Source organism: Kitasatospora sp. NPDC057595, from assembly GCF_042800875.1.
Lineage (GTDB): Bacteria > Actinomycetota > Actinomycetes > Streptomycetales > Streptomycetaceae > Kitasatospora.
Window position 1 is genome coordinate 473,788 of record NZ_JBHVGL010000003.1, and the last position, 24,880, is coordinate 498,667.

The 24,880-nt window shown below is 73.7% G+C and carries 18 protein-coding genes and 1 pseudogene; 8 read left to right on the top strand and 11 right to left on the bottom strand.

Going from position 1 to position 24,880, the window contains the following annotated elements:
* Window positions 1-34 precede the first annotated feature (34 nt).
* On the bottom strand, window positions 35-1,951 hold the full coding sequence (htpG, locus tag ACFU9E_RS08250; RefSeq protein WP_380682082.1) for a molecular chaperone HtpG: 1,917 nt from the start codon (window positions 1,949-1,951) through the stop codon (window positions 35-37).
* A 167-nt stretch (window positions 1,952-2,118) separates the two neighbouring features.
* On the opposite strand from htpG, the gene ACFU9E_RS08255 reads away from it, so the two are divergent.
* Together ACFU9E_RS08255 and ACFU9E_RS08260 are read left to right on the top strand one after the other, a co-directional pair.
* A complete protein-coding gene (locus ACFU9E_RS08255) occupies window positions 2,119-2,922 on the top strand; it encodes a glycerophosphodiester phosphodiesterase (RefSeq protein ID WP_380682083.1) in 804 nt (267 codons plus the stop codon).
* Entirely contained in the window at window positions 2,919-4,334 is a 1,416-nt protein-coding gene (locus ACFU9E_RS08260) for an MFS transporter (RefSeq protein WP_380682084.1), read from the top strand. Before ACFU9E_RS08255 ends, ACFU9E_RS08260 begins: the two co-directional genes overlap by 4 nt.
* A 76-nt stretch (window positions 4,335-4,410) precedes the next feature.
* Here the strand turns inward: ACFU9E_RS08260 and ACFU9E_RS08265 are convergent, their stop codons facing one another.
* The 10 genes from ACFU9E_RS08265 to ACFU9E_RS08310 form a co-directional block, all read right to left on the bottom strand.
* Window positions 4,411-5,436, bottom strand: coding sequence for an LLM class flavin-dependent oxidoreductase (locus ACFU9E_RS08265; protein ID WP_380682085.1), 1,026 nt, complete (start codon window positions 5,434-5,436; stop codon window positions 4,411-4,413).
* 228 nt (window positions 5,437-5,664) lie between these two features.
* The gene (gap, locus tag ACFU9E_RS08270; RefSeq protein ID WP_380682086.1) at window positions 5,665-6,663 is read right to left on the bottom strand and encodes a type I glyceraldehyde-3-phosphate dehydrogenase; all 999 of its coding nucleotides are present in this window, start codon (window positions 6,661-6,663) and stop codon (window positions 5,665-5,667) included.
* A gap of 204 nt (window positions 6,664-6,867) precedes the next feature.
* Window positions 6,868-7,362: a GNAT family N-acetyltransferase gene (locus ACFU9E_RS08275; RefSeq protein WP_380682087.1), complete on the bottom strand. Its 495-nt coding sequence runs from the start codon at window positions 7,360-7,362 to the stop codon at window positions 6,868-6,870.
* Window positions 7,359-8,684, bottom strand: a complete 1,326-nt coding sequence (locus ACFU9E_RS08280) for a DUF6271 family protein (protein ID WP_380682088.1) — start codon at window positions 8,682-8,684, stop codon at window positions 7,359-7,361. Before ACFU9E_RS08280 ends, ACFU9E_RS08275 begins: the two co-directional genes overlap by 4 nt.
* Window positions 8,685-8,906: 222 nt before the next feature.
* Window positions 8,907-9,866 (bottom strand): GlxA family transcriptional regulator, encoded by a 960-nt coding sequence (locus tag ACFU9E_RS08285; protein ID WP_380682089.1) that lies wholly within the window; start codon window positions 9,864-9,866, stop codon window positions 8,907-8,909.
* Between the two features lie 199 nt (window positions 9,867-10,065).
* Window positions 10,066-10,827 (bottom strand): DUF998 domain-containing protein, encoded by a 762-nt coding sequence (locus tag ACFU9E_RS08290; RefSeq protein ID WP_380682090.1) that lies wholly within the window; start codon window positions 10,825-10,827, stop codon window positions 10,066-10,068.
* Window positions 10,828-10,976: 149 nt separating this feature from the next.
* Entirely contained in the window at window positions 10,977-12,311 is a 1,335-nt protein-coding gene (locus ACFU9E_RS08295; RefSeq protein ID WP_380682091.1) for a diaminopimelate decarboxylase, read from the bottom strand.
* 409 nt (window positions 12,312-12,720) lie between these two features.
* Window positions 12,721-13,992: an alpha/beta hydrolase family protein gene (locus ACFU9E_RS08300; RefSeq protein ID WP_380682092.1), complete on the bottom strand. Its 1,272-nt coding sequence runs from the start codon at window positions 13,990-13,992 to the stop codon at window positions 12,721-12,723.
* A gap of 179 nt (window positions 13,993-14,171) precedes the next feature.
* Entirely contained in the window at window positions 14,172-15,173 is a 1,002-nt protein-coding gene (locus tag ACFU9E_RS08305; RefSeq protein WP_380682093.1) for an LD-carboxypeptidase, read from the bottom strand.
* A gap of 55 nt (window positions 15,174-15,228) precedes the next feature.
* Entirely contained in the window at window positions 15,229-16,863 is a 1,635-nt protein-coding gene (locus ACFU9E_RS08310; protein WP_380682094.1) for a helix-turn-helix domain-containing protein, read from the bottom strand.
* Between the two features lie 260 nt (window positions 16,864-17,123).
* Here ACFU9E_RS08310 and ACFU9E_RS08315 point away from each other — a divergent pair, with 260 nt between their 5' ends.
* The 6 genes and pseudogenes from ACFU9E_RS08315 to carB all read left to right on the top strand — a co-directional run.
* A complete protein-coding gene (locus ACFU9E_RS08315) occupies window positions 17,124-18,347 on the top strand; it encodes a sensor histidine kinase (RefSeq protein ID WP_380682095.1) in 1,224 nt (407 codons plus the stop codon).
* Window positions 18,348-18,489: 142 nt separating this feature from the next.
* Window positions 18,490-19,524 carry an IopA gene (locus tag ACFU9E_RS08320; protein WP_380682096.1) on the top strand — a complete coding sequence of 345 codons (1,035 nt, stop codon included), beginning with the start codon at window positions 18,490-18,492 and terminating at the stop codon, window positions 19,522-19,524.
* A gap of 228 nt (window positions 19,525-19,752) precedes the next feature.
* Window positions 19,753-21,945, top strand: a complete 2,193-nt coding sequence (locus ACFU9E_RS08325; RefSeq protein WP_380682097.1) for an iron-containing redox enzyme family protein — start codon at window positions 19,753-19,755, stop codon at window positions 21,943-21,945.
* Window positions 21,946-21,956: 11 nt separating this feature from the next.
* Window positions 21,957-23,777: a carbamoyltransferase gene (locus tag ACFU9E_RS08330; protein ID WP_380682098.1), complete on the top strand. Its 1,821-nt coding sequence runs from the start codon at window positions 21,957-21,959 to the stop codon at window positions 23,775-23,777.
* Window positions 23,778-23,828: 51 nt separating this feature from the next.
* On the top strand, window positions 23,829-24,041 hold the full coding sequence (locus tag ACFU9E_RS08335) for a hypothetical protein (RefSeq protein ID WP_380682099.1): 213 nt from the start codon (window positions 23,829-23,831) through the stop codon (window positions 24,039-24,041).
* Between the two features lie 12 nt (window positions 24,042-24,053).
* Window positions 24,054-24,880: pseudogene (carB, locus tag ACFU9E_RS08340) on the top strand (carbamoyl phosphate synthase large subunit); the annotation flags it as partial.

Genomic DNA, 24,880 nt, shown 5'->3' on the forward strand with positions numbered 1-24,880 from the left:
GGCCGGGTCGTCGGAGGGGACGGGGCGGGTGCGGTCAGAGGCCGCGGGCCAGCCGGTCGGTGAGCAGCCGGGTGAAACGGGCCGGGTCGGGCAGGTCGCCGCCCTCGGCGAGCAGCGCGCCGCCGTGGACCAGTTCGGCGACCTCCGCCAGGGCCGGGTCCCCGGGGTTCGCCTCGTGCGCCGTGCGCAGCGCGACGATCAGCGGGTGGGTGGGGTTGAGCTCCAGGATCCGCTTGACCGGGGGCAGTTCCTGCCCCATCGCGCGGTACATCTTCTCCAGGGTCGGCGTCATGTCCTGGGCGTCGCCGACGACGCAGGCCGCCGAGGTGGTCAGCCGCGAGGAGAGCCGGACCTCCTTCACATGGCCGGACAGCGCCTGCGTCAGCCACGGCAGCAGCGCGGCGAACTCCTGCTCGCGCCGGGCCTTCTCGGCCCCGGCCTGCTCGTCGCCGTCGGCCGGCTCGTCGAGGTCGACCTGGCCCTTGGCGATGGACTGCAAGCGGTGGCCGTCGAAGCCCGGCACCCGCTCGACCCAGACCTCGTCGACCGGGTCGGTGAGGATCAGCACCTCGTAGCCCTTGGCGGCGAACGCCTCCATGTGCGGGGAGTTCTCCACCGTGGCGCGGTCCTCGCCGGTCAGGTAGTAGATCGCCTCCTGGCCGTCCTTCATCCGCCCGACGTACTCGCGCAGGGTGGTGGAGCGCTCCGCGTCGTGGGTGGAGGTGGCCGACACCAGCTCCAGCAGGGCCTCGGTGCTGTCGACGTCCTCGATCAGGCCCTCCTTGAGCACCCGGCCGAACTGCTCCCAGAGCTTGGCGTAGCGCTCGGCGTCCTTGGCCTGGACGTCCTTCAGCGCTCCGAGCACCTTCTTCACCAGGCGCCGGCGCACGCCGCGGATCTGGCGGTCGTGCTGGAGGATCTCGCGGGAGATGTTCAGCGACAGGTCGTGGGCGTCCACGACGCCCTTGACGAAGCGCAGGTAGTCGGGCATCAGCGCTTCGCAGTCGTCCATGATGAACACCCGCTTGACGTACAGCTGCACGCCGCGCTTGGCGTCGCGGGAGAACAGGTCGAACGGCGCCTGCGCGGGGATGAACAGCAGCGCCTCGTACTCGAAGGTGCCCTCGGCGCGCATGTGGACGGTCTCGGCCGGGGGGAGCCAGTCGTGGCTGATCTGCTGGTAGAACTCCGCGTACTCGGCCTCGGTGACCTCGCTGCGCGGCCGGGCCCAGAGCGCCTTCATCGAGTTGAGGGTGTCGACCTGCCGGGTGGTGGCGCCCTCGGCGTCGGTGTGCTCGCTCGCCATCCGGATCGGCCAGCGGATGAAGTCCGAGTACTGCTTGACGATCTGGCGGATCTTCCACTCGGCCAGGTAGTCGGCCAGCCCGTCCTCGCCGTCGGCGGGCTTGAGGTGCAGGGTGACCGAGGTGCCGACGGGCAGCCCGTCGACGGCCTGGACCTCGTAGGTGCCCTCGCCGTCGGACTCCCACCGGGTACCGGCCTCGCCGCCCGCACGGCGGGTGGTCAGGGTGACCCGGTCGGCGACCATGAAGGCCGAGTAGAAGCCGACGCCGAACTGGCCGATCAGGCTCTGCGCCGCGGCGGCGTCGTCGGTCTCCTTGATCTTCTCCAGCAGGCCGGCCGTGCCGGACTTGGCGATCGTGCCGATCAGTTCCACGAGGTCGTCGCGGCTCATGCCGATCCCGTTGTCACGGACGGTCAGCGTCCGGGCCCGCGGGTCCACCTCCAGGGCGATGTGGAGGTCGGAGGTGTCGGCGTCGAGGCCGGAGTCGATCAGCGATTCCAGCCGCAGCTTGTCCAGGGCGTCGGAGGCGTTGGAGATCAACTCGCGCAGGAAGATGTCCTTGTTCGAGTAGATCGAGTGAATCACCAACCGGAGCAACTGACGCGTCTCGGCCTGGAATTCCAGCGTCTCGACAGTGCTACCCACTCGGGGGCTCCTCTCTCGGGCGGTACGTGAGCGACGGACGCGGCGGGCGCCGGGCGGCCCCTGCCGCACCGGCATGATAGGCGGCCTCGCGACCCCGGTGGGCGTTACAGCTTGACAGTAGGTGTAACAATGTCACGCACCAGGCAGCACGGCGCACGGAGCACCACATGCACCCCTTCCTCGACCACCCGGGGCCGCTCGCCTTCGCCCACCGGGGCGGCGACCTCGGCCGCCCGGAGAACTCGCTCGCCGCCTTCGAGGCCGCCGTCGCCCTCGGGTACCGGTACCTGGAGACGGATGTGCACGCCACCTCCGACGGCGTGCTGGTGGCCTTCCACGACCACCGCCTCGACCGGGTCACCGATCGCACCGGGGCGGTCGCCGAACTGCCCTGGCGCACCGTCCGCCAGGCCCGGATCGGCGGCACCGAGCCGGTCCCGCTGCTGGAGGACCTGCTCGACGCCTTCCCCGACGCCCGCTTCAACATCGACGTCAAGGCGATGCCGGCCGTCGCCCCGCTGGTCGAGACCGTCCGCCGGACCGCCGCCTGGGACCGGGTCTGCGTCGGCGGCTTCTCCGACGCCCGGCTCGCCGCCGTCCGCGCCGCCGCCGGGCCACGGCTGGCCACCTCGCTCGGCCCGCGCGAGGTCGCCCGGCTGCGGCTGCGCTCACTGGCCGGGCCGCTGCTGCGCGGTGACGGGGCGCCGTGGGCCGGCGTCTGCGCGCAGGTGCCCGAGCGGCACCGGGGCGTGCGGGTGGTCGACCGGGCCTTCGTCCGCGCCGCGCACCGTCGGGGCCTGCAGGTTCACGTCTGGACCGTGGACGACGCCACACGCATCCGCGCTCTGCTCGACCTGGGGGTGGATGGCATCATGGCCGATCGCATCGACGTCCTGCGCGACGTCCTCCGCGAGCGCGGCCGCTGGACCCCCGGCGGCGACGGCTCCAGCACGGGGATTGGAACACCATGAGCACCACGACCCACCGGCCGGAGCCCCCGGCGACCGCCACCGACGACGGCCGCGCACTGCGCCGCATACAGGTCGGCTGGTACATCAACGACTGGGCCAACGCGGCCTTCTCCGCCACCGTGCTGACGGTGTTCCTCGGACCGTACCTGACCTCGGTCGCCAAGGAGGCCGCCGACGCCAACGGCGATGTGCACCCCTTCGGCCTGGCGATCCGGGCCGGCTCCTTCTTCCCCTACACGGTCTCCTTCTCCGTGCTGCTGTCGGTCGGCGCGATGCTGCTGGCCGGGACGGTCGCCGACCGGACCGGGCGGCACAAGGAGCTGATGGGCGGCTTCGCGTACCTCGGCGCCGCCGCCACGATGGGCATGTTCTTCCTCGGCGGCGACCGCTACCTGCTCGGCGGCGCGCTGCTGGTCGTCGCCAACCTCGCCTACGCGGTGTCGGTCGCGCTCTCCTACGCCTACCTGCCGGGTCTGGCCTCGCCCGACGAGCGCGACGCGGTGTCCTCCAAGGGCTGGGCGTACGGGTACGCGGGCGGCGGGCTGCTGCTGATCGCCAACCTGGCGCTGTTCCAGGGGCACGAGGCCTTCGGGCTCTCCGAGGGCACCGCGGTGCGGATCTGCCTGGCCTCGGCGGGCCTGTGGTGGGCGCTGTTCACCATCGTGCCGATGCTCCGGCTGCCGTCCCGGGCCGGGGTGCTCCCCGGACACCCGCCGAAGGCCGTCGAGGCCGGGGCCGGGACCGGGACAGAGCCCGGGACGGAGCCCGCCGCCGGCAGCCTGCGGGAGCTCGGCCGGACCCTGCGCGGCATGCGGCGCCACCCGCTCACCCTGCTCTACCTGGCCGCCTTCCTCTGCTACAACGACGGCATCCAGACCGTCGTCTCACAGGCCTCCCTGTTCGGCAGCGAGGAGTTGGGCATGGACCAGACCTCGCTGGTCACCGCGGTGCTGCTGGTACAGGTCGTGGCGATCGCCGGCGCGCTGCTGCTCGGCCGGATCGCCCACCGCTACGGCGCCAAGCGGACCATCCTGGGCTCCCTGGTCGGCTGGGTGGTCACGCTCGCCCTCGGCTACTTCATGCCGGCCCATCAGCCGGCCTGGTTCTACGCGCTGGCCTGCATGATCGGCCTGGTGCTCGGCGGCAGCCAGGCGCTGTCGCGCTCGCTGTTCTCGCACCTGATCCCGCCGGGCAAGGAGGCCGAGTACTTCAGCCTCTACAAGGTCAGCGACCGCGGCACCAGCTGGATGGGGCCGCTGGTGTTCGGCCTCGCCTACCAGGTCACCGGCAGCTACCGGTCGGCGATCATCTCGCTGCTGGTGTTCTTCGTGATCGGCTTCGCCGTGCTGCTGAAGGTGCCCGTGCGGCGGGCGATCGAGGCCGTCGGCAACCCGGTGCCCGAGCGCCTCTGACCGCCCGCAGGACCGGACGCCCGCCGGACCGGACGCCCGCAGGCTCGGGCGTCCGCGGCCCGGGCGTCCGTCGGGCTCAGGCGCCGGTGGCCGGCTTCCAGCCGAGGGCCGGGGCCAGGACGGTGGCGATGTCGGTGAGGATCTGCACGTAGTCCTCGTGGCCGAAGGTGAACGGCAGCGCGAAGACCGCCTCGTCCACCTCCCGGAACCCGGCGTGGGCGTACAGCTGCTCGGCGATCTCGGCGGAGCTGCCGACGAGGTCGCGGGCGAACATCACCCGCGACGGACCCTGCGGGGTCGCGGTGCGGGCGGTGCGGCTGCGGGCGTACTCCTGGTAGCGCGCCCGCTGACCGGCGGTGGCGCTGTCGGTGGGGATCACCACCAGGCCCTGCGAGACCCGGGCCCGCGCGCCCAGCGGGTGGTGCGCGCGGAAGGCGACGATCTGCGAGCGCTGGATCTCGGCGAAGTCCTCCGACTCCTCCGCCCGCACGACGTTGCTGGTGAGCAGGCCGAGCCCCTGCTCACCGGCCCAGCGGGCGGAGCGCAGGCTCCCGCCGCCGTACCAGAGCCGGTCCGCCAGGCCCGGCGAGACCGGCTGGACCTTGTCCGAGTACACCTCGATGCCCTCGACCCCGCTGAAGTCGGTGGCCGGCTCGCCCCGCAGGAAGCCCAGCAGCCGGCTCACCCGCCGGTAGCCGAAGTCCTCGGCCTCGGCGGTGTCCGGGTAGAGCGCCCCGGCCACCTGCTCCCAGTGGCCGGGCCGCCCGATGCTCACGCCCGGGTTGAGCCGGCCGCCGGAGAGCAGGTCGGTGGTGGCGAGGTCCTCGGCCAGTCGCAGCGGGTTCTCCCAGCCGACCGGGATGACCGCCGTGCCCAGCTGGATGCGCCGGGTGCGCTGGGTGGCCGCCGCGAGCACGGCGACCGGGGAGGAGATGCCGTGCTGAAGGTGACGGTGGCGCACCCAGGCGCTGTCGAAGCCCAGCTGCTCGCCGAGTTCGATGAGCTGCAGCGTGGACTCGTGGCCGCGGGCCGGGTCGGCCGGGTCGAACAGCCCGATGGTCAGGAATCCCAGTTTCCGCAGGGGCTGGTCGTGGGTCGGCACCGGTGTCCTCTTTCTTCGGCTCAACCCGCCCGGCGGGTGACGGGACGGGCGTGCCGTCCACCGTCACACACCGCTCGGGGCCGCTCAAGGGCCGCCGGAGGATCGCCACGGGGCGCAACACGCGTGTCACGTTCCCGCAGCGGTTCCGGCGGCGTCCTCGGGCGGGGTGGTGACCCCGGGAGCGGTGAGCGGCGGTGCCCCGGGAGCAGCGGCGCCCCCGGAAGCGGGTCAGCCCCGGGCGAGCAGCTGAAGGGTGTCGATGACGCGGTTGGAGAAGCCCCACTCGTTGTCGTACCAGGCGACCACCTTGACGTGCTTGCCGTCGACCCGGGTGAGGGCGGCGTCGAAGATCGAGGAGGCGGGCTCGCCGGTGATGTCGCTGGAGACCAGCGGCTCGTCGGCGTAGTCGAGGATGCCCTTCAGCCGGCCGTCGGCGGCGGCGCGGTAGGCGGCGAGCACCTCGTCGCGGGTGACCTCGCGCTCGACCGTGGTGTTCAGCTCGACGATCGAGCCGACCGGGACCGGCACCCGGATCGAGTCGCCGGAGAGCTTGCCGTCGAGGTTCGGCAGCACCAGGCCGATCGCCTTGGCGGCGCCGGTGGTGGTCGGCACGATGTTGACGCCGGCGGCGCGGGCGCGGCGCTGGTCGCGGTGCGGGCCGTCCTGGAGGTTCTGCTCCTGGGTGTAGGCGTGCACGGTGGTCATGAAGCCGTGCTCGATGCCGGCCAGTTCGTCCAGCACCGCGGCCAGCGGGGCCAGGGCGTTGGTGGTGCAGGAGGCGTTCGAGACGATCACGTGCTCGGCCGGGTCGTACTCGTCGGTGTTCACGCCGTAGGCCAGGGTGACGTCCGCGCCGTCGGACGGGGCGCTCACCAGGACCTTCCGGGCACCGGCCTTGAGGTGGGCGCGGGCGGCCTCGGCGGAGGTGAACCGGCCGGTGGCCTCCAGCACGATGTCCACACCGAGCTCGGCCCACGGCAGCTCGGCGGGGTCGCGCTCGGCGAGCACCTTGATCCGGCGGCCGTCGACGACCAGTTCGTCCCCCTCGACCGCGACCGGGCGGCGGAATCGGCCGAGCGAGCTGTCGAAGCGGAGCAGGTGGGCGAGCGCGTCGACGGAGGTGAGGTCGTTGATCGCGACCACCTCCAGCTCGCTGCCGCGCTCCACCAGGGCGCGCAGGCTGTTGCGGCCGATGCGGCCGAAGCCGTTGATGGCGATGCGGGTCATGAGGGCTCCCTGGGTCGTGCCGGGTGGTCCGGGTGTGTCCGTCCGTTTGATGACGGTTCAATCATCCGAAAATCGGAAGGTCCCGGACAGGGGCCGGATCGACATGGTGCGCAAGGATCCCGCCAGACACCTTGCCATCGAGCGCAAGGATCCCGCCACGGGCGGCTGCACCCGGGGTGCAGCCGCCACCAGCGCCGTCCGGCCCTAGACCGGCGTCGACATGTAGACCGCGCGCCGCCCGTAGGAGGCGGGGACGGCCACCTCCCGGTGCGCGCGGTAGCCGAGCAGGCGCAGCAGGATGTCCGCCCCGCGCACCGCGACCATCGAGATCCGTTCGAAGCCCAGCTCCTGCGCCCGTGCCCGGAAGTACCGCATGAACTCCAGCGCGACCTCCCGGCCGCGCAGGTCCTCGGCGATCACCAGGTCGTGCACGTGCAGGTTGCTCGACTCGAACGCCGCGCTCTCCGGGCCGGCGAGGTCCGGGCAGCGCAGCGGCGGGTACGGCAGGCTCAGCAGGTAGCCGCGGACCGTGCCGTCCTGCTCCAGCACGAAGCAGGTCTCCGGCGAGCCGACGGCGCGGGACTGCAGTGCCTCCCGGCCCTCCGACAGGCCGTCGGCCGCGTAGGCGTCGTGCTCCAGCGCGACCACGGCGTCCCAGTCCTCGTCGGTCAGCCGCCGGATCCGGAGGTCCTCGATCACCGGGCCGGAACCTCCGAAGCGGCGCCGAGCCCCTCCGCGCGGGAGGCGGCCACCAGCGGCGCCCAGGCCTCGATCAGCACCGCCCAGCGCCGCGCGTCCTCCTGCGCCTCGTCCAGGAGCTGCTCGCGCTGCCCGGCGACCACGTCCGCGAGCTCGGCGTACTTGCCGCCCAGCTTGCGGTAGGAGCGGTCCAGGACGTCCAGGCAGTGCTCGTTCCCGGCCCGGTCCCAGTCGATGCTGCCGCGGACCAGGTCGAGGATCGGCTCGACCTTCAGCCCGTTCCGCTCGTCCAGCAGCCCGCGGCCGAGGTCGATCATCCCGCCGTAGACCGGGTACAGGTACAGCATCGAGAGCAGCAGCTTCACGAACCCCATCTGGTAGGGAATGAAGCCGGCTCCGGTGCGGCGCTCGGGCGTGTAGTAGTTGACGATGTGCCGGTTGTGGATGACGGCGGGCATCCGGGCGTGGACCAGGGCGTGCAGCAGGGCGTAGTCGCAGCCGAGGGTCTTGATCGAGGGCAGCAGCGGCAGCACCTCGTAGGCCCGGTGGTCCAGGGCGACGTTGCACATGAAGACGTTCCAGATGTCGGGCGCGCCGAGCACGGATTCGTCGGCCGTGAACGGCTCGGTGCCGGTGCCCTTGAAGGAGACGTCCACCATCGCGTCGCGGTCCTCGTCCGGCCACACCGGCGGGGTCCACAGGCGCACCACGTCGCGGTAGACGGCCGGGTCCAGCTCGCGGATCTCGCCGATGTCCACGTTGAGTTCGCCCATGAAGGAGCCGCTGACCAGCAGCACCGGCATGTCGGCGTCGGCCGGGTCGAGTTCGGAGCGGGTCACGCCGGCCGCCGCCTCGCCCGCCGGGCGGCCGATCGAGAGCAGCTCGTGGTGGATCGGGAAGATCTTCCGGCCGTCGAGGACCTGGAAGTCGGCGTCGTCGTTGCGCAGGTGCGCCGAGGTGCAGCCCAGGGCGGCGGCGCCCAGGAAGATCCGGTTGACGCAGGAGCCGTACGCGACGGCCGGCGGGAGCATCATGTCGAGCAGCAGCTCGGGGTCGGCGGCGCCGGAGCGCTCGGCCACCCGGCGGAAGAACTCCCGCTGCTGCGCCTCGTCGAGATGGTGGACGAACACGCCCGGGGTGAGGGGCAGGGAGGCCACGGCCGCCGCGTTCTTCGCGACTCCGGCGGCGTCGGTGGTGTCGAGGACGAGGAGGTGCACCTCGACCCCGAAGTTCGCGACGGCGTAGGCCGCCTCCTCGGCGAGGTCCACGATGGTGTCGGGACAGGGGCGCATGGTGGGCAGGGCGAGGCAGACTTTTTGCATGGGTGCGCGCTTCTCCGTCTGATCGTCAAATGCGGTGTGACGGTGCGGAGTCGGGATCGCGCGGGTGTCCCGGACGGCGACTCGGACCGGCCCGTCCGACCGCGATGGACTAGACCACTTTTGTGGTCAACGATCGACGATGCGGGCCCCCCGCGGGACGGAACCGGTCCTTCTCTGCCCGATCGGGCACCGAACGCGGCACGGACGTCCGGACCCGCGCGCTCACCCCTCCGAGCGGGCCGCGAAGGTGTGGCGGTACTCGGTGGGCGAGGTGCCGAGGACGCGGTGGAAGTGCAGCCGCAGGTTCGCCCCCGTGCCGAGCCCGACGCGGTCGGCGATCTGCTCCACCCCCAGGTCGGTGCGCTCCAGCAGCTCGCGCGCCAGGTCCACCCGGGCCCGCAGCACCCACTGCATGGGCGTGTAGCCGGTGTCCTCCACGAACCGCCGCGAGAAGGTGCGCGCGGAGACCCGGGCGTGCCGGGCCAGCCCCTCCAGCGTCAGCGACTCGGCAAGGTGCCCCAGGGCCCACTCCCGGGTGTCGGCGAAGAGGTCGCCCAGCGGCTCGGGCACGCTGCGCGGCACGTACTGGGCCTGGCCGCCGCTGCGGTAGGGCGCGGCCACCAGCCGCCGCGCCACGTGGTTGGACAGGCCCACCCCGTGGTCGCGCCGCACCAGGTGCAGGCAGAGGTCGATGCCGGAGGCCGCGCCGGCCGAGGTGAGCACCGCGCCCTCGTCCACGAACAGCACGTTCTCGTCGACCCTGATCCGCGGATGGCGCTCCGCCAGGATCTTGGCGTAGTGCCAGTGGGTGGTCGCCCGCTTGCCGTCGAGCAGCCCGGTGGCCGCCAGCGCGAACGCCCCGGTGGAGATCGCGGCCAGCCGGGCGCCGCGGGCGTGCGCGGCCACCAGTGCCTCGACGACGGCGGCCGGGGGTTCGGTGGTGGCCGGGTCGCGGTAGCCGGGCACGAAGACGGTGTCGGCGTGCTCGACCGCCTCCAGGCCCTCGGCCACGTGGTAGGAGAGGCCGTCGCCGCCGGCCACCAGCCCGGGCGCCGGGCCGCAGACCCGCACCGTGTAGGGCATGCTCGGCCGGCTGGAGAACACCTGGGCGGGGATGCCCACGTCCAGCGGCTTCGCGCCCTCCAGGACCAGCACGGCCACCTGGTGCTTCCTGCGGCCCATCGGACCCTCTCCACTCCCCCGCGGTGCCGACGGACGCCGCGGCGCGCCCCGGCCGGTCCGACACCGGCCGCAAGCATCCTGCCATCGGCGGGATGCCGTGGCCGGGTCGGGCCGGGCGCGTCGCCGGATCGGGCGACCGGGCGGGGCGGGCGGGCCGGGCGGGCCGGGCGGGCGGGCGGGCGGGCGGCTCGGGTGACCGTCAGGGACCGGCGGGGGCGGTGGCCGGGGCGGGGCGGGGCGCGAGGCCGGTGAGGGCCTCGGCCTTCACCAGCCAGGCGACACCGAAGGCGAACACCGAGACCGCCTCGCCCAGGTAGGGCACCGTCAGCGGCCAGTCCCGGGCCAGGTGGAGCACCCCGGCCACGGCGACCGCCCCGATGCCCGCCACGATCACCCAGCCGCAGACCAGGTAGATCCGGTCCCGCGCCGGGCGGCGGCCGCCGGTGGTCGGCGAGTCCGCGAAGAGCCGCAGGCAGAAGTACGCCAGGACGCCGAACAGCCCCGCGGCGAACGCGAGATGGAGCACACCGACGACCCTCTGGAGATCGCTCGGGTGCGCGGCGACGGAGGCCGGCGGCTCGACGGGGAAGAGCGCCACCCCGATCGCCAGCACCCCGGCCACCGAACTGAGCCGGTCCTCGCGGCGGTCGTGGCGGTAGCAGATGAGGAAGACGCCGATGGCGCACAGACCGCCGACGAAGACGTTGCGCATGTGGGTGTAGTAGGAGGCGCTCATCGAGTCGAGCAGGGCGATCCGGGCGGAGGTGAGGCTGTTGCCGACGGGCAGCACGATCGGCAGGAGGAAGCCGAGGAGACCGACCCCGAGGCGCAGCCGGCGCACGGTGCGCACGTCCTGGGCCGGTGGGTCGGCGGGGGGCCCGGCTTCGGCGGGCGGTCGGGCTTCGGCGGGGGGCCCGGCTTCGGCGGGGGGTCGGGCTTCGGCGGGGATGCGGGCGGTCATGACGAGGCCTCCTTGAACGAGCCGAGGCTGTCGAACCGCGGCCGGGGGCCGGCGGTCGCGGCAGGGTGATACCCGCGCCACGCCGCCCGCGAACCGCTTCCCGCCTGCTGTTCTGACCGTCCGTCACCGCGTCGTGACCCGGAGTCGGGTCAGCCGACCGGCCGGATCAGCTCCTCGATCGGCTGGGCCCGGCGCAGCGGCTCGAAGCGCACCGCTCCCCCGGCGTCCACCGTGAAGCCGTGCACGGCCGGCTCGGGCAGGCTGTTGTACTGGAAGTGGGTCGTCGCGTAGTACGCGCCGGTGTCCAGCAGCGCGACCAGGTCGCCCGGCTCCAGCGGCGGCAGCGGACGGTTCCTGGCGAGCAGGTCGCCGGCGAAGCAGCAGGGTCCGGCGACGTCCTGCGGCACCGGGTCGCCGCCGTCCTTGGCGGCGCCCGAGGGGTGGTGCGCGGTGATCCGCAGCGGCCAGGCGTCCGGCATGAACACCGTCCGGGTGGCGACCTGGGCGCCGGCGTGGGTGACGGCGATCCGCCGGCCCCCGGACTCCTTGGTGTACTCGACGTACGCGGCGGTGAAGCCGTTCTTGGCGAGCAGCGAGCGGCCGAACTCGGTGGCCAGCCGGTAGCGGCTGTCGAACAGCGCCGGGGCGTGCGCCCGCAGCCGCCCGACGTAGTCGGCGTAGCCGGGGGTGGTGGTGTCGTCGGCGAAGTTGACGGGCAGTCCGCCGCCGAGGTCGATGCCCTCCACCTGGCGGCGGCCCAGCTCGGCGTTGACCCGCTCGGCGAAGGCGACGGCCTGGGCGACGCCCTCGGCCATCAGGTCCAGCGGGCAGCCCTGCGAGCCGACGTGCACATGGATCCAGCTGAGCCAGGGGCGCGCGCGGAACGCCTCCACCAGCCGCTCGGCGTTGCCCTCGTCGGCCAGGGCGATGCCGAACTTGGAGGTGGGGGTGGCGGTGCTCATCGCCCCGATGCTGCCCGCGCCGATCTGCGGATTGACCCGCACGCCGATCCGGGAGGCGGAGGCACCGGCCCGCAGGAGGGCGTCGACCCGTTCGAGCTCCTGCCAGTTGTCGACGTTGACGGCGGCGCCGAGTTCCAGCGCCCGGACCAGCTCCCGTCGGGTCTTGGCGGGCGAGTCGAAGACGATTCGCGCGGGGTCGAAGCCGGCCGCCAGGGCCTGCGCGAACTCACCCGGGCTGGCCACCTCGCAGCCCATGCCCAGCCCGCGCAGCCGGGCCAGCAGCGGGACCAGGCAGTTCGCCTTCGCCGCGAAGGTGTGCAGCACCTCGACCTCGGGCGGGAAGGCGGCGCGCAGCTCGGCGACGCTCGCGGCCACGCCGTCGAGGTCGACGAAGACGGCGAGCAGCGCGTCCTCCGGGTCGAGCAGCCGGCGGCGGACGGCCTCGCGCAGGACGAGTTCGCGGCGGGCGGCGGCGCCCGGGCCGGTGGCGGGCGAGCCGGTGGCGGGCTGGGGAAGGGTCATGGTGTCGCGCTCCACGGGCTCGTCGGGCGGTCGGAGGCCTGACGGCGACCGGGTGGTCACGCCGCCGGACGCCCGGGGCCGGGGACGGGGTGGCCCCGGGCGTGGCACCAGGCTGCCCGGCCGGCGGCGACCACGTCTTCGTCCCACGGCGCGGATTTCCGGGGACGGCCCCGCGTCACCCGGCCGGACGCCGCCGCCGGAACCGCCGGATCGGTGCCCGACGGCGAACGCGGGGCCGGAGCACCGTCGCGTGCGACCAATCGCTCACGCCGGGAGAATCGGAGCAGTGCTAGGAATTGTCGACCCCGCCGGCCGAAATGCACGGCGCCGGAAAACGCCTGTCACCTGCTAGGCATGTCGCGGTCGCGGTGGTTCTCCCCGGGGCTGCCGCCCGCCGCTCGTACCGGGTCTACGGGTGGTACACGACCTCCGGGAAGGCCTTCGACGGTCCGTCGAGCAGGTTGCCGCAGTGCCGGTTGCGCAGGTGGAGGTCGAAGAAGGCGCGCGGGTAGGTCTGTTGGATGAGGACGCCGCGGTCGGGGTCGAGGGTGCCGACCGCGGACTGGATCTGCTGCTCGGTCATGCCGATCAGCCTGCCCGCCTGGGGGATCAGCGCCATGTTGTCGCCGTACGAGACGTGCAGGGCGCCGGTGGCCTGGACATCGAGGCGCCAGCCGCGCAGGTGGCCCCAGAAGGTCTCGACGTACGGGCTGGCGGCCCGGGTGTAGGTGGCGGTCATCATCATGAACGGCCGGTCGATGTCGGTGGTGATGGCGGGGTTCGACTCCATCCGGCCGTCCAGGGTGAGACCGGCGCGGATCCGCCGGTCGGCGACCATGGCGAGGGCGGCGGCGGTGCCGCCCTTGGACCAGCCGGAGACACCGATGTTCCGGGCGTCCAGGCCGCCGAGCAGGCCGGCCGGCAGGGCGCGGCCGTCGACGTCGGGGTTGCGCCCGTTGGCGAGGTCGACGACACGTTCGAGCAGGAAGAGCAGGTCGGCCGCGTAGTCCTTCGGGTACAGCCCGGGGGCGACGCCGTCCCGGGTGACGACGGTCCCGTCCGGGAACTCGGTGATGCCGTCGTGGGTGTGGTCGACGGTGACGACGGCGAAGCCGTGGCTGGCCAACTCCTGCACCATGATGGTGTGGTCGCCGCGGTGACCGCCCGCGCCGTGCGAGTAGAGGACGACGGGCAGCGGCCGGCCGGTCCGGTGGACGGGCGCGCCCTGGTGGCCGGCGGTGAGCGGGACGAGCTCGGGAGGGAGCGGGAAGCCGATGTCGTCGAGGAAGGCTTTCAGGGCGCCCTCGGTCATCCAGGGGGCGAGCGGGTAGGCGTCGGGGTTCGCGAGCCGGGCCGGGTACCAGACGGTGGCCATCAGCTCGCGGAACCTTCCGGGCCTGGCGTTCGGGTCGAGCCGCGATTCGTCGCGCAGGTGCAGCGGCACCATGCCCACCGGGAAGGGGCCGGTGGGAGCGGGCAGGGTGAGCCGCGCGGGCGAGCCGGTGCCGGCGGAGGAAGTGCCGGCGGGGATGGCGCCGGCGGGGGCGGGAGCGGCCGAGGCCGTGCGGGCCAGGCCCAACGGCGCGATGACGTTCAGGGCGAGGGCGGCGCCCAGCAGACGGCGGCGGGTCGGTCCGGTACGGCCTGCGATCGGCGCGATGTCCATCGGCGTGGTGTCCATGCGCCGAACACTGTCACTTGGGGCGGATGGGCCGCATCGGCCCACCGAATGACGCTCCGCCACCTGGAACCGGCCCACGGGATGACAACCCCGGGCTGATGCGGAACGGACGGGTGCGGAACGGACGGGTGCGGGCGGGGTCCACCTCGGCGACCGGAACGCGGCCGGGGCGGGGACGTTCAGCGAGGCGGTGACACCGCCGGTTCGAGCAGCGACAGCGTCCGCTGCCGGGCGTCGAGGCCGACGCGGAGGCCGACCGGCATCGGCAGGTTCGGGCCCGCGTGCCCGAACTCGACGTTGCCCAGGACCGGGATGTCGCGGTCGCCGAGGACGTCGAGCACGATCTCGCGCAGGGTCGGGGAGGCGCCTGGTTCGAGTCCGCCGATCTCGTGCGGGACTCCCACGACCATGCCGGCGATCCGGTCGAGGATGCCGCAGTGCCGCAGCACCTGCAGATAGCTCCACACGTACGACGCCAGGCCGCCCGTCTCCTCCCAGAACAGCACCGCGCCGTCGAAGCGTTCGAGCGGCAGCGCGAAGGGCGTGGCCTGTGCCAGCACGATGCGGTTGATCACCCCGCCGATCAGCCGGCCCTCTGCGCGGCCGGGGCGCCAGCACTCCCACGACGGGCTCGTGGGCAGTGCGCCGATCGCCTCGGTGCCGGTCAGCAGCCCGGTGTAGAGCCTCTCCAGTTCCGCTCGGCGCGCCGGGGGCGCGGACCGCCAGTGGCCACCGAAGCCGGGGACGGCCATGTCGGCGTGGAACCCCACCAGGCCCGTGCGGGCGTGGAGCACCAGGTGCAGCAGGGAGATGTCGCTGTAGCCGAGGATCGGCTTGGGGTCGGCCCTGACCGCCTCGACGTCGATCAGGTCGAGGTAGCCGAGCGCCGTCTGGCCGCCGTCGCTCGCGACGATCGCGCGCACCTCGGGGTCACGCAGCAGGCCGTTGAGCTCCCCGGCGATCTCCGTCGGGGTGGCCGCGCTCCACCAGCGGCGGCGCCCGGCGTCGAGCAGCGGGGCCCGGCGCACCCGGAATCCCATCTGTTCGAGCACCGCCACCGTCCGCTCGACGTTGGGCTCGTACGCGGCCGGCAGCGGTCCTGACAGCGCCGCGATGACCACGAGGTCCCCTGGCCTCAGGGCGCGCGGTCGAAGCAGTCGGTGCGGTGCGGCTCCGGTCATGGCGTCAGTGTCGCCGGTGCCGTCCGTGGAGTCACGCGGGTTTCGCCCGGCGACGTCAGTCGCGTTCGGCGGCGTCCAGGGCGAGCAGGCGCAGGTGGAGCTGGGCGAGCAGCCGGGCGTCCGGGTCGTCCAGGTCGATGCCGCAGACCTTCTCCGCCTTCTGCTTGCGGTAGCGGAAGGTGCTGGCGGGCACGGCCAGGGCGGCGGCGGCCCGAGCGCTGTCCCCGGCGTGCTCCAGATAGGCGCGCAGGGTGTCGAGCAGCACCTCCTCCCCCGGTTTCGCCGCGTGGGCCACCAGCCGGGCCACCGAGCTCTCCGGCGCGGGCGCCAGGTGGGCCCGCAGCGCGTCCAGGGCGGTCAGCAGGGCGACGGTGTCGGCGAGTTCGCCGATGCCGGCGGCGGGCGGCGGGTTCGGCGAGCGGCCGAGGCGCAGGGCGCGCAGTGCCTGCTCGGCGGTGCGGCAGGAGTCCGCGGCCCGGTCGAGGGCGGCCCGGACCTCGCCGATGCCGATCCGTACCGGCCGGCCGAGTTCCGCCGACAGCTCCGGCGCGAGCGCGCCCGCCAGCCGGGAGAGCCGGGCGGCGGCCTGCCGCGGATCGCGTTCCAGACCGCCGAGCAGCACCCGGGCGCCGCCGTCGGCGGCCACCGCCACCGCGGCGTGGCCGCGCCGGGCGCAGGCGGCGTGCGCCGAACGGGCCAGCCGCCCGCCGCTGACCGGGGCGGCGCCGGAGGGCCGGGGATCCGGCCCGGGGGCGAGGGCGAGCGCCAGCACCGCGCAGGGCTCGGCCGGCGGCAGTCCGGTGCGGGCGGCCAGGACGTCCGCCGAACCGCGCCCCGCCAGCAGGGCGCGCGCCGCTTCCAGCACCAGTTCGCGCTGCCCGGTGCGGCGGGCCCGGTCGTGCAGCAGGTGCGGCGCCGCGATCCGGGCCGCCGCCCGCAGCGCCTCGGTGACGGTCGGCGGCAGCGGGCAGCCGGTCGGCGCGACCCACAGCGAGCCGAGCACCTCCTCGCCGGCCCGTACCGCGACGGCGGCGCGCTCGGGGGCGGTGCCGTCGGCCCGGCGGTGCAGCGCGCCCGGGGTGCGGCGCAGCAGCGCGTAGAAGCCGTCCTCGCGCATCGCCGCCCGGCGTTCGGCCGGCACCCGGCGGGCCAGGATGGTGGAGCGGCGGATGTCGTCGACGTCCCGGTTGTTGGAGGAGTAGGCGAGCACCCGGGAGTCGGGGCTCTCGATCGTCACCGCGCCGCCCACCAGCGCGGCGAGCGCCTCGGCGAGCGCGTCCAGGTCGCCGAGCGGCACATTGGCCACCTCGGCCTCCTCGGCGACGGCGAGTCCGGCCCGCAGGGTGCCGATCAGCTGCGCCCAGTCGGCCCAGGTCCGGCGGAACAGCAGGGCGGTGCCGGCCTCGTCGGCGGCGGTCCGCAGCGCGTCGTTGGGCGGGCCGGCGCCCTCCTCGCGGAAGACCACCCCGGCGGCCCGGTCGCGCCCCGCGGCGCGGACCAGTGCCACGGCCCGCTCCGAGCGCGGGTCGAGCCCGACGGCCACCAGCAGGGTGCCCGGGTCCGCCCCGGGTTCCGCCCGGTCGAACACCTCCAGCCCCGTCACCGGCGCGTCCAGCCCCAGCGGGGCGAGGCCGACCTCCACGACCGCCTCGGCGAGTGCCGCCACCCCCCGCAAGGTCCGCTCCGCCACCCGCCGCTCCTCCCCTGCCCGTCCCGGCGCATGAACACCTGAGCACACGAACATACGAACCCGCGAACGCACGAGCCCACGACCGTACGAACGCCCAGTATGGCGCGCGGCCGAAGGCCCGTCACGGCGTCCGCGGGGCGCGGCCGCTACCCGGCGGCGGGGCGTCGAACCCTCAGCGTTTCGGCCAACTTGTCAGCCCTGTGCATGACACCCAGGTGCCCCGTGTATGAACTGCTCGTACACCGATCAAGGGCGAGGACATGAGAATCCCCACAGACAGCCCCCACCGCTCCGTCTCCGCACCGGTCGCCGACGACGTCCCCGGAGAGGCCATGCCACCGCGCTTCGCCTATGCGCTGGTGGCAGCGGTCACGGTCGGGCTCACCGTCATCGGAGCCGTCAACCTCGCGAAGCGCACCCACGACCGGGCCGGGCTGTGCTTCGCCCTGCTGATCGTGCTCTGCTGCTTCGCCATCCAGCTGTACAACTGTCACCCCAGCGCCCTGCGCGCCCCGCGCCGGAACACCGCCGTACTGATCGGCGTCCAGGCCGTGCTGACCTTCCTGACCCTGCCCCTCACCGGGGTCCTGTCCGGCAACCTGAGCGGCTTCCTCGGTGGCGCGATCCTGATCGCGCTGCGCGGCGCACCGCTCGCCTGGGCGCTCTTCGCGCTCGTGAACGTCACGGTGCTGGCGCTCTCCCCGCACCAGCACCGGGGCCTCGCACCGCTGTACCTGGAGCTCTCCTCGCTGGCCGTCGGCGTGCTCACCTACGGCCTGAGCGCCCTGTGCGACCTGGTGCACCGCCAGCACGAGGCCCGGCGGCGGGCGACCCAGATCGCCGTCTCCAGCGAACGGCTCCGGTTCTCCCGCGACCTGCACGACCTGCTGGGCTACAGCCTCTCGGCCATCACGCTGAAGATCGAGCTGATCCAGCGCCTGGTCGGCACCGACGACGGCCGGGCCCACGCCGAGCTGCGGGACACCCTCGCGCTCGCCCGCCAGGCGCTGGCCGACGTCAGGGCGGTGGCCACCGGGCCGCAGGCGATGTCACTGGAACGCGAACTCCAGGTGGTGCGCGGAACCCTGGAGACGGCCGGGCTCAAGGTCGAGATCGACGGACACCCGCCGCAGAAGCTCGACGAGCAGGTGGGCACCAGCCTGTCCATCGTGCTGCGCGAGGCCGTCACCAATCTGCTGCGCCACAGCAACGCCACCCGGTGCACCGTCATCTTCAGCGAACGGGCCGACCGGGTCCACCTCTGGGTGGCCAACAACGGCGCCCGGACACCGCCTCCGGACAGCCGGACGCGGCGCGGCGTCGGGCTGCGCAACCTCGCCGCGCGGCTGGCGCTGAGCGGCGGCACCGTCACCACGACGGTCCGCGGCGAGTGGTACTGGCTGCACGTCGAGTGCCCGATGCGCCCCGGCCGAGGCCCCGGGCCGCGCACGTCCGCCACGGACCCGTGCGGGGCGGCCGCCTGAGCCGGGCCCGGGCGGGGTGCCGCCCGGGCCCGGACCGCGCGGCGCCCGCCGGCCCGCTCCGACACGGTTCGAGCCGCAATCTAGGCGCCCCCCGAACACTCGGTGGTCGAAGAGACCCACCGGGGACATCGGAGGCGCCGCAGTGGAAGCGCAGCACCGGCTGACGCCGCAGATCAAGCAGTACGAGGAGTTCGCGACCGGCGAGGTGCGCTGGCTGCCGTACGTGATGTTCTTCAACCGGCCGGGCTACCGCTCCCCGGTGGTGAACACCGACGCCGGAGGGTTCCGCGTCTCGCACGGGAGCGCCGGGCCGGTCTCGCTGCTCGGGACGGTGCCCGAGGAGCCCGTGGGGGTCGTGCTCGGCGCCTCCCCCGCGTTCGGCTTCGGCGCGAGCGGGGACGCCTGGACGATCCCCTCGCTGCTCTCCCGCGGCCCGCGGGCCCGGCCGTGGCTCAATCTGGCGGCGCCGGCCTTCAACTCCACCCAGGAGGCGGCGCTCTTCCAACTGCACCGGCACCGGCTGCCGGCGGTGCGCGACGTGGTGGTCTTCTCGGGGCTCAACAACCTCGTGGTGGCCGGGCTGCCGCAAGCCGACGGCGACTACCCGCAGTTCTTCTTCTCCGGCGAGTTCTTCGGCCAGCTCGGCGCGCCCGACCTCGGGCAGCGGATGGGCCAGCCGGGCTGGGCCCGGGGCAGGCTCGGCCGGGTCGCCAAGCGGCTGGGCCGGCCGGAGGAGGCCGCGGACACCGCGGGCACCGTTCCCGACCCCGCCGCACGCGTCGAGACCGCCGTCCGGCACGCCGCCCGCGACCTGCGCACCCTCGCCGACCTGGTGGCCCCGCTCGGGGCGCGGCTGCACTACGTGCTGCAGCCCACCGCCACCTGGACCCGCAAGCCCTTCACCGCCGAGGAGCGGGCGCTGATCGACGAGGCCGGCGCCGAGCGCGCGGGCATGTGGAACCTGTTCGCCCCGGTTCTCGACCCGGCCGTGCACGAGGTGTACGCCGAACGGCTGGAGGCCGTCTGCAAGGAGGCCGGCGTCCCGTTCCTGGACGCCAACGCGGCCCTCGCGGCCTCGCCGGCCGCCGAGCAGTGGCTCTTCGTCGACCAGGTCCATCTGACCGACCGCGGCCACGAGGTGACCGCGGAGCTGCTGCGCGCCGCGTTCGACCTCTGAGCCCGGCCCGCGCCCCGCGTCACCGTCCCGTCCCGTCCGCGGACACCTGCACCGACAGCCACGCCCACGCCCATACTCACGCCCACACCGCAGCAGCAGGGAGCCGAACCGTGTTCCGGAAGATCGTCGCGCTGTTCCGCCGGCGCCGCCGCAAGCGTCGCAACGACAGCTCCATCTACCCGATGTTCTGACCCGACCGACGCCGAGAACGGAGGGGCGCGGTACGCCATGACCAACGCAGCCGCCCAGCCCGAGCCCGACCACCGCATCCTGTACCTGCGCGCGCTCGACCCCGAAGGGGACCTGCCGCTGCGGCCCGCGGACCTGGAACCGGTCCGGGCGGCCCTCTCGGCCGCCGGCCGCACCGGGGACACCGCCCCCGGCCGGCCGGCGGACCCCGAGGAACTGACCGCGACCGCCCGCGCCTGGGCGGCCGCGGCGGGAGAGGACTTCGCCCAGGCCCTGGCCGGGCCCGACAACGGCCCGGCCGTCCGGTGCGTGCTGCTGAACTGCGCGCCGCTGGCCCTGTCCGCCGGCGCGTGGCTCCAGTGGCTCTCCAGCTCCGGCAACGCCGAGACCCCGCTCGCCCTGCGGGTACTCACCCTGTACGCCGCCGACGTCGGTGTCGGCTACGCCGAGGCGGACCGCGGCTCCGACTACAGCCGCCTGCTGCACCGCCACCGCGTCGAGGAACCGCTCGCCCGGACCCGGCTGGCCGCCAACGAGCGGGTCGAGACCTTCAGCTTCCGGCTGCCGGCCATGCTGCTCGCGCTCAGCCGGCTGCCCGGCGCGTTCCTGCCCGAACTGCTGGGCGCCGACCTCTGCCTGCGCTCGGTCGGCCTGCTGCCCCCGCTGGCCGCCCTCGGCCCCGAGGTCCTGGACCGGGACGAGGCGCTGACCCTGGACCTCGGCGCCGCGCGCGGCGAGCCCACCGCGACGGCGCTGGAGCTGTCCACCGCCGCCGCCCGCCAGTACCTGGCGGAGAACGGCCCGGCCGGCGCGGAGCGGCTGCGCCGCGGCTTCCACTGGGCGCTCGACGAACTGCGCCGCTGGTGCGCGGCGCTGCTCGACGAGACCCGGCTCTCCCGGCACCCCGACTACGAGGTGTGGCGGCTGATCTGCGCCCGGGCCCGCCAGGCCGCCGTCTACCACGCCCGGTACAAGCTGGCGGGCCGCCCGCTGGCCGCGTGGTTCGCCGACCCGGGGGCCGGGCCCGGCCCGTTCCTCGACGCCCTGGCGGCCAGCCCGCTGGTCCGCCCGGGCCGGCCCGACGCCAGCCCCCTGCTGCGCGGCCTGATCGGCCCCAAGGGCCCGATGTTCCGGATCTTCACCCCGGCCGAGATCGCCGTGCTGCGCCGCTGGATCGCCGCGCTGCCCACCGGCGGCGCCGCCGCGGCCGGCGAGGGGGCCGACGAGGGGGCACCGGCTCCGGACGACCGGAAGGCGCTGCACCGGGCCCAGCGCTCCTGGTACCTGCACCACGAGCACCCGGCCCCGGCCCCCACCGCGCCCGACGCGGCCCCGCTGCCGAGGATCGGCGTCCGGGCCGCCTACCGCGCGCTGCTGTCCCGCACGGACACCCCGGGCCTGCGCCGGTACGCGTACGACTACGCCCGGCGCTGGCTGGCCCGTTCGCGCTACGGACTGGACCGCGCCCCGCAGCAGCTGCCCGCCGTGCGACCGGGCGCGGGCGGCCTGCGGGAGTGGCTGGACCGGGCGCACGACCGGCACGGCAGCGAGTTCGCCGCGCGCAGCGTGCCGCTGCCCGACCGGGCCGACCTCGTCGACTCCACGCTCCAGCTGGCCCCGCTGATCATGATCGACGGCGGCTGGCTGCAGGGGTTCACCGACTACCGGCTGGCCTCGTCCCACTGCGGCCAGTTCCTGTTCCGCACCTACTGGGACGAACTCGGCAACGGCGAGTGGGAGTTGAACCACCCGAAGATCTACCGGGACCTGATCGCCACGATGGGCTTCGAACTGCCGCCCACCGGGTCCGCCGCGTTCGCCGAGTGGCCGGGCTTCCGGGAGGAATCCTTCGCGCTCCCGGTCTACTGGCTGAGCGTCTCCCGGTTCCCGCAGCGCTTCCAGCCCGAGATCCTCGGCCTCAACCTCGCCATGGAGCTCTCCGGTGTGGGCGGCAGCTACCGCAGCGCCCGGGCGGCACTGAAGCACCACGGCTTCAGCACCCAGTTCGTCGACCTGCACAACACCATCGACAACGTCGCCACCGGCCACTCCGCCTGGGCGGCGGACGCGATCGACAGCTACCTGGCCGACCTGCCCGGGGCGGTCGGCCCCCAGCAGGAGGCCGCGGTGTGGGAGCGCGTCCGGGCCGGCTACCGGTCCCTGAACCCGCCCGAGGGCACCGTGCCCGACCTGTACGCCGCACTGAACGTCACGTTGAAGAACCCGAATTGAGGAGCGGACCGGTGGCCACCACAGTGCTCGGCATCTCGGCCTACTACCACGACAGCGCCGCCGCGCTGGTCGGCGCGGACGGCATCGCGGCGGCCGCCCAGGAGGAGCGGTTCAGCCGTCGGCGGCACGACTCCGCCTTCCCCGCGCAGGCCGTGCGCTACTGCCTCGACGAGGCCGGGCTGACGCTGGGCGACATCGATGCGATCGCCTACTACGAGGACCCGGCGCGCAAGTTCCGCCGGGTGCTCGCCACCTACGCGGCGACCGCGCCGCACACCTGGAGCTCCTTCCGGGAGGTCATGCCCGCCTGGCTCGGCTGGAAGGCGCGCACCCTGGACACCGTGCGCGAGGAACTGCGCGGACTGGGCCTGGGCGCGGTGCCGCCGGTACGGCGCTTCGGCCACCACCAGTCGCACGCCGCCTCGGCCTTCCTGCCGAGCCCCTACGAGTCCGCCGCGGTGCTCTGCGTCGACGGCGTCGGCGAGTGGACCACCACCTCGCTGTGGCACGGCACCGGGCAGCGCGTCGAACCGGTCGCCGAACTGCGGTTCCCGCACTCGCTCGGCCTGCTGTACTCCGCCTTCACCTACTTCTGCGGCTTCAAGGTGGACTCCGGCGAGTACAAGCTGATGGGCCTGGCCCCGTACGGTAAGCCGGTGTACGCCCGGCTGATCCGGGAGCGGCTGATCGACCTGAAGCCGGACGGCTCGTTCCACCTCGACACCGACTGGTTCGAGTACCTGCACGGCCACGTGATGACCGGCCGGCGGTTCGAGGAGCTGTTCGGCGGGCCCCGCCGGCAGTCCGAAGCCCCGCTCACCGAGCGGGAGTTCGACCTGGCCGCGTCCGTCCAGGAGGTCACCGAGGAGGTGATGCTCCGGCTGGCCCGCACCGCCCGCGAGCGGACCGGCGAGCGCCGGCTCTGCCTGGCCGGCGGCGTGGCGCTCAACTGCGTGGCGAACGGCCGGATCGTCGAGGAGGGGATCTTCGACGAGGTCTGGATCCAGCCCGCCGCCGGGGACGCCGGCGGCGCCCTCGGGGCCGCCCTGCTGGCCCAGCGCGCCGCCCGTCCGCACACCCGCACCGGCCGCGACGCGATGCGCTCCTCCCGGCTCGGCCCGGGCTACGACAACGACCGGATCGCGGCCTACTTCGACGCCAACGCCGTGCCGTACACCCGGCTGACCCCGGAGGAGCTTTCCGGGCGGGTCGCCGAACAGCTCGCCGAGGGCAAGGTGGTGGGCTGGTTCCAGGGCCGGATGGAGTTCGGCCCGCGTGCCCTCGGCGGCCGCTCGATCCTGGGCGACCCGCGCAACCCGGCGATGCAGTCGGTGATGAACCAGAAGATCAAGTTCCGCGAGTCCTTCCGCCCCTTCGCCCCGATCGTGCTGGCCGAGGACGCCGAGGAGTACTTCAAGCTCTCCCAGCCCAGCCCCTACATGCTCATCGTGGCCCAGGTGGCCGAACAGCAGCGGCTGGAGTCGGACGGCACCGCGCGCGGCCTGGACCGGCTCAGGAGCGCCCGCTCCACGATCCCCGCCGTGACCCATGTCGACCACTCCGCCCGGATCCAGACCGTCACCGCGGAGGCCGACCCCCGACTGCACCGGCTGCTCGGCGACTTCAAGGAGCGGACCGGCTGCCCCGTGCTGGTCAACACCTCCTTCAACGTGCGCGGCGAGCCGATCGTGACGAGCCCCGAGGACGCCTACCGCTGCTTCATGCGCACCGACATCGACACGCTCGCCATCGGCGACTTCCTGCTCACCAAGGCCGAGCAGCCGGCCTGGACCGAGGAGGGCGACTGGCGCGACGAGATCCCGCTCGACTGACCACCCGGCACCACGACCGCCCCTCGGCCCCCTCCAGGAAGGACGACCCCGATGAGCACCACCCCGCCGAGCACCACCGCGCCGAGCAGCACCACCCTGGGCCACACCGCGCTGGGCGCCGCCCGCCGCGCCGGCCTGCAACTCCTGCTCCTGCTCGCCTACGTGTTGGTGTTCACCCCGGTCGGGCTCGTCGCCCGGCGTTTCCGCGACCCGCTCGACCGCGCGGTGGACCGCACGGCCACCAGCTACTGGATCACGTCCTGACGGAGGGCCGGCGTGCCTAAGCGCACTGACATCAAGTCCGTCCTGGTGATCGGTTCCGGTCCGATCGTGATCGGTCAGGCCGCCGAGTTCGACTACTCGGGCACGCAGGCGTGTCGGGTCCTGAAGGCCGAGGGTCTGCGGGTCGTGCTGGTGAACTCGAACCCGGCGACGATCATGACCGATCCCGAGGTCGCGGACGCCACCTATGTGGAGCCGATCACCCCGGAGTTCGTCGAGAAGATCATCGCGAAGGAGCGCCCGGACGCGCTGTTGCCGACGCTGGGCGGCCAGACCGCGCTGAACACGGCGATCTCGCTGCACGCGGCGGGGACGCTGGAGAAGTACGGTGTCGAGCTGATCGGCGCGGACGTCGAGGCGATCAACAAGGGCGAGGACCGCGAGCTGTTCAAGGGCGTCGTGGAGGCGGTGAACGCGAAGATCGGGCACGGTGAGTCCGCGCGTTCGGTGATCTGCCACACCATGGACGAGGTCCTGGCGGGGGTGGACACCCTGGGTGGTTACCCGGTCGTGGTGCGTCCCTCGTTCACGATGGGCGGCGCGGGTTCGGGGTTCGCGCACGACGAGGAGGACCTGCGTCGTATCGCGGGTCAGGGTCTGACGCTGTCGCCGACCACCGAGGTGCTCCTGGAGGAGTCGATCCTCGGTTGGAAGGAGTACGAGCTGGAGCTGATGCGCGACCGCAACGACAACGTCGTGGTGGTCTGCTCGATCGAGAACTTCGATCCGATGGGCGTGCACACCGGTGACTCGATCACGGTGGCGCCGGCGATGACGCTCACCGACCGGGAGTACCAGATCCTGCGGGACATCGGCATCGC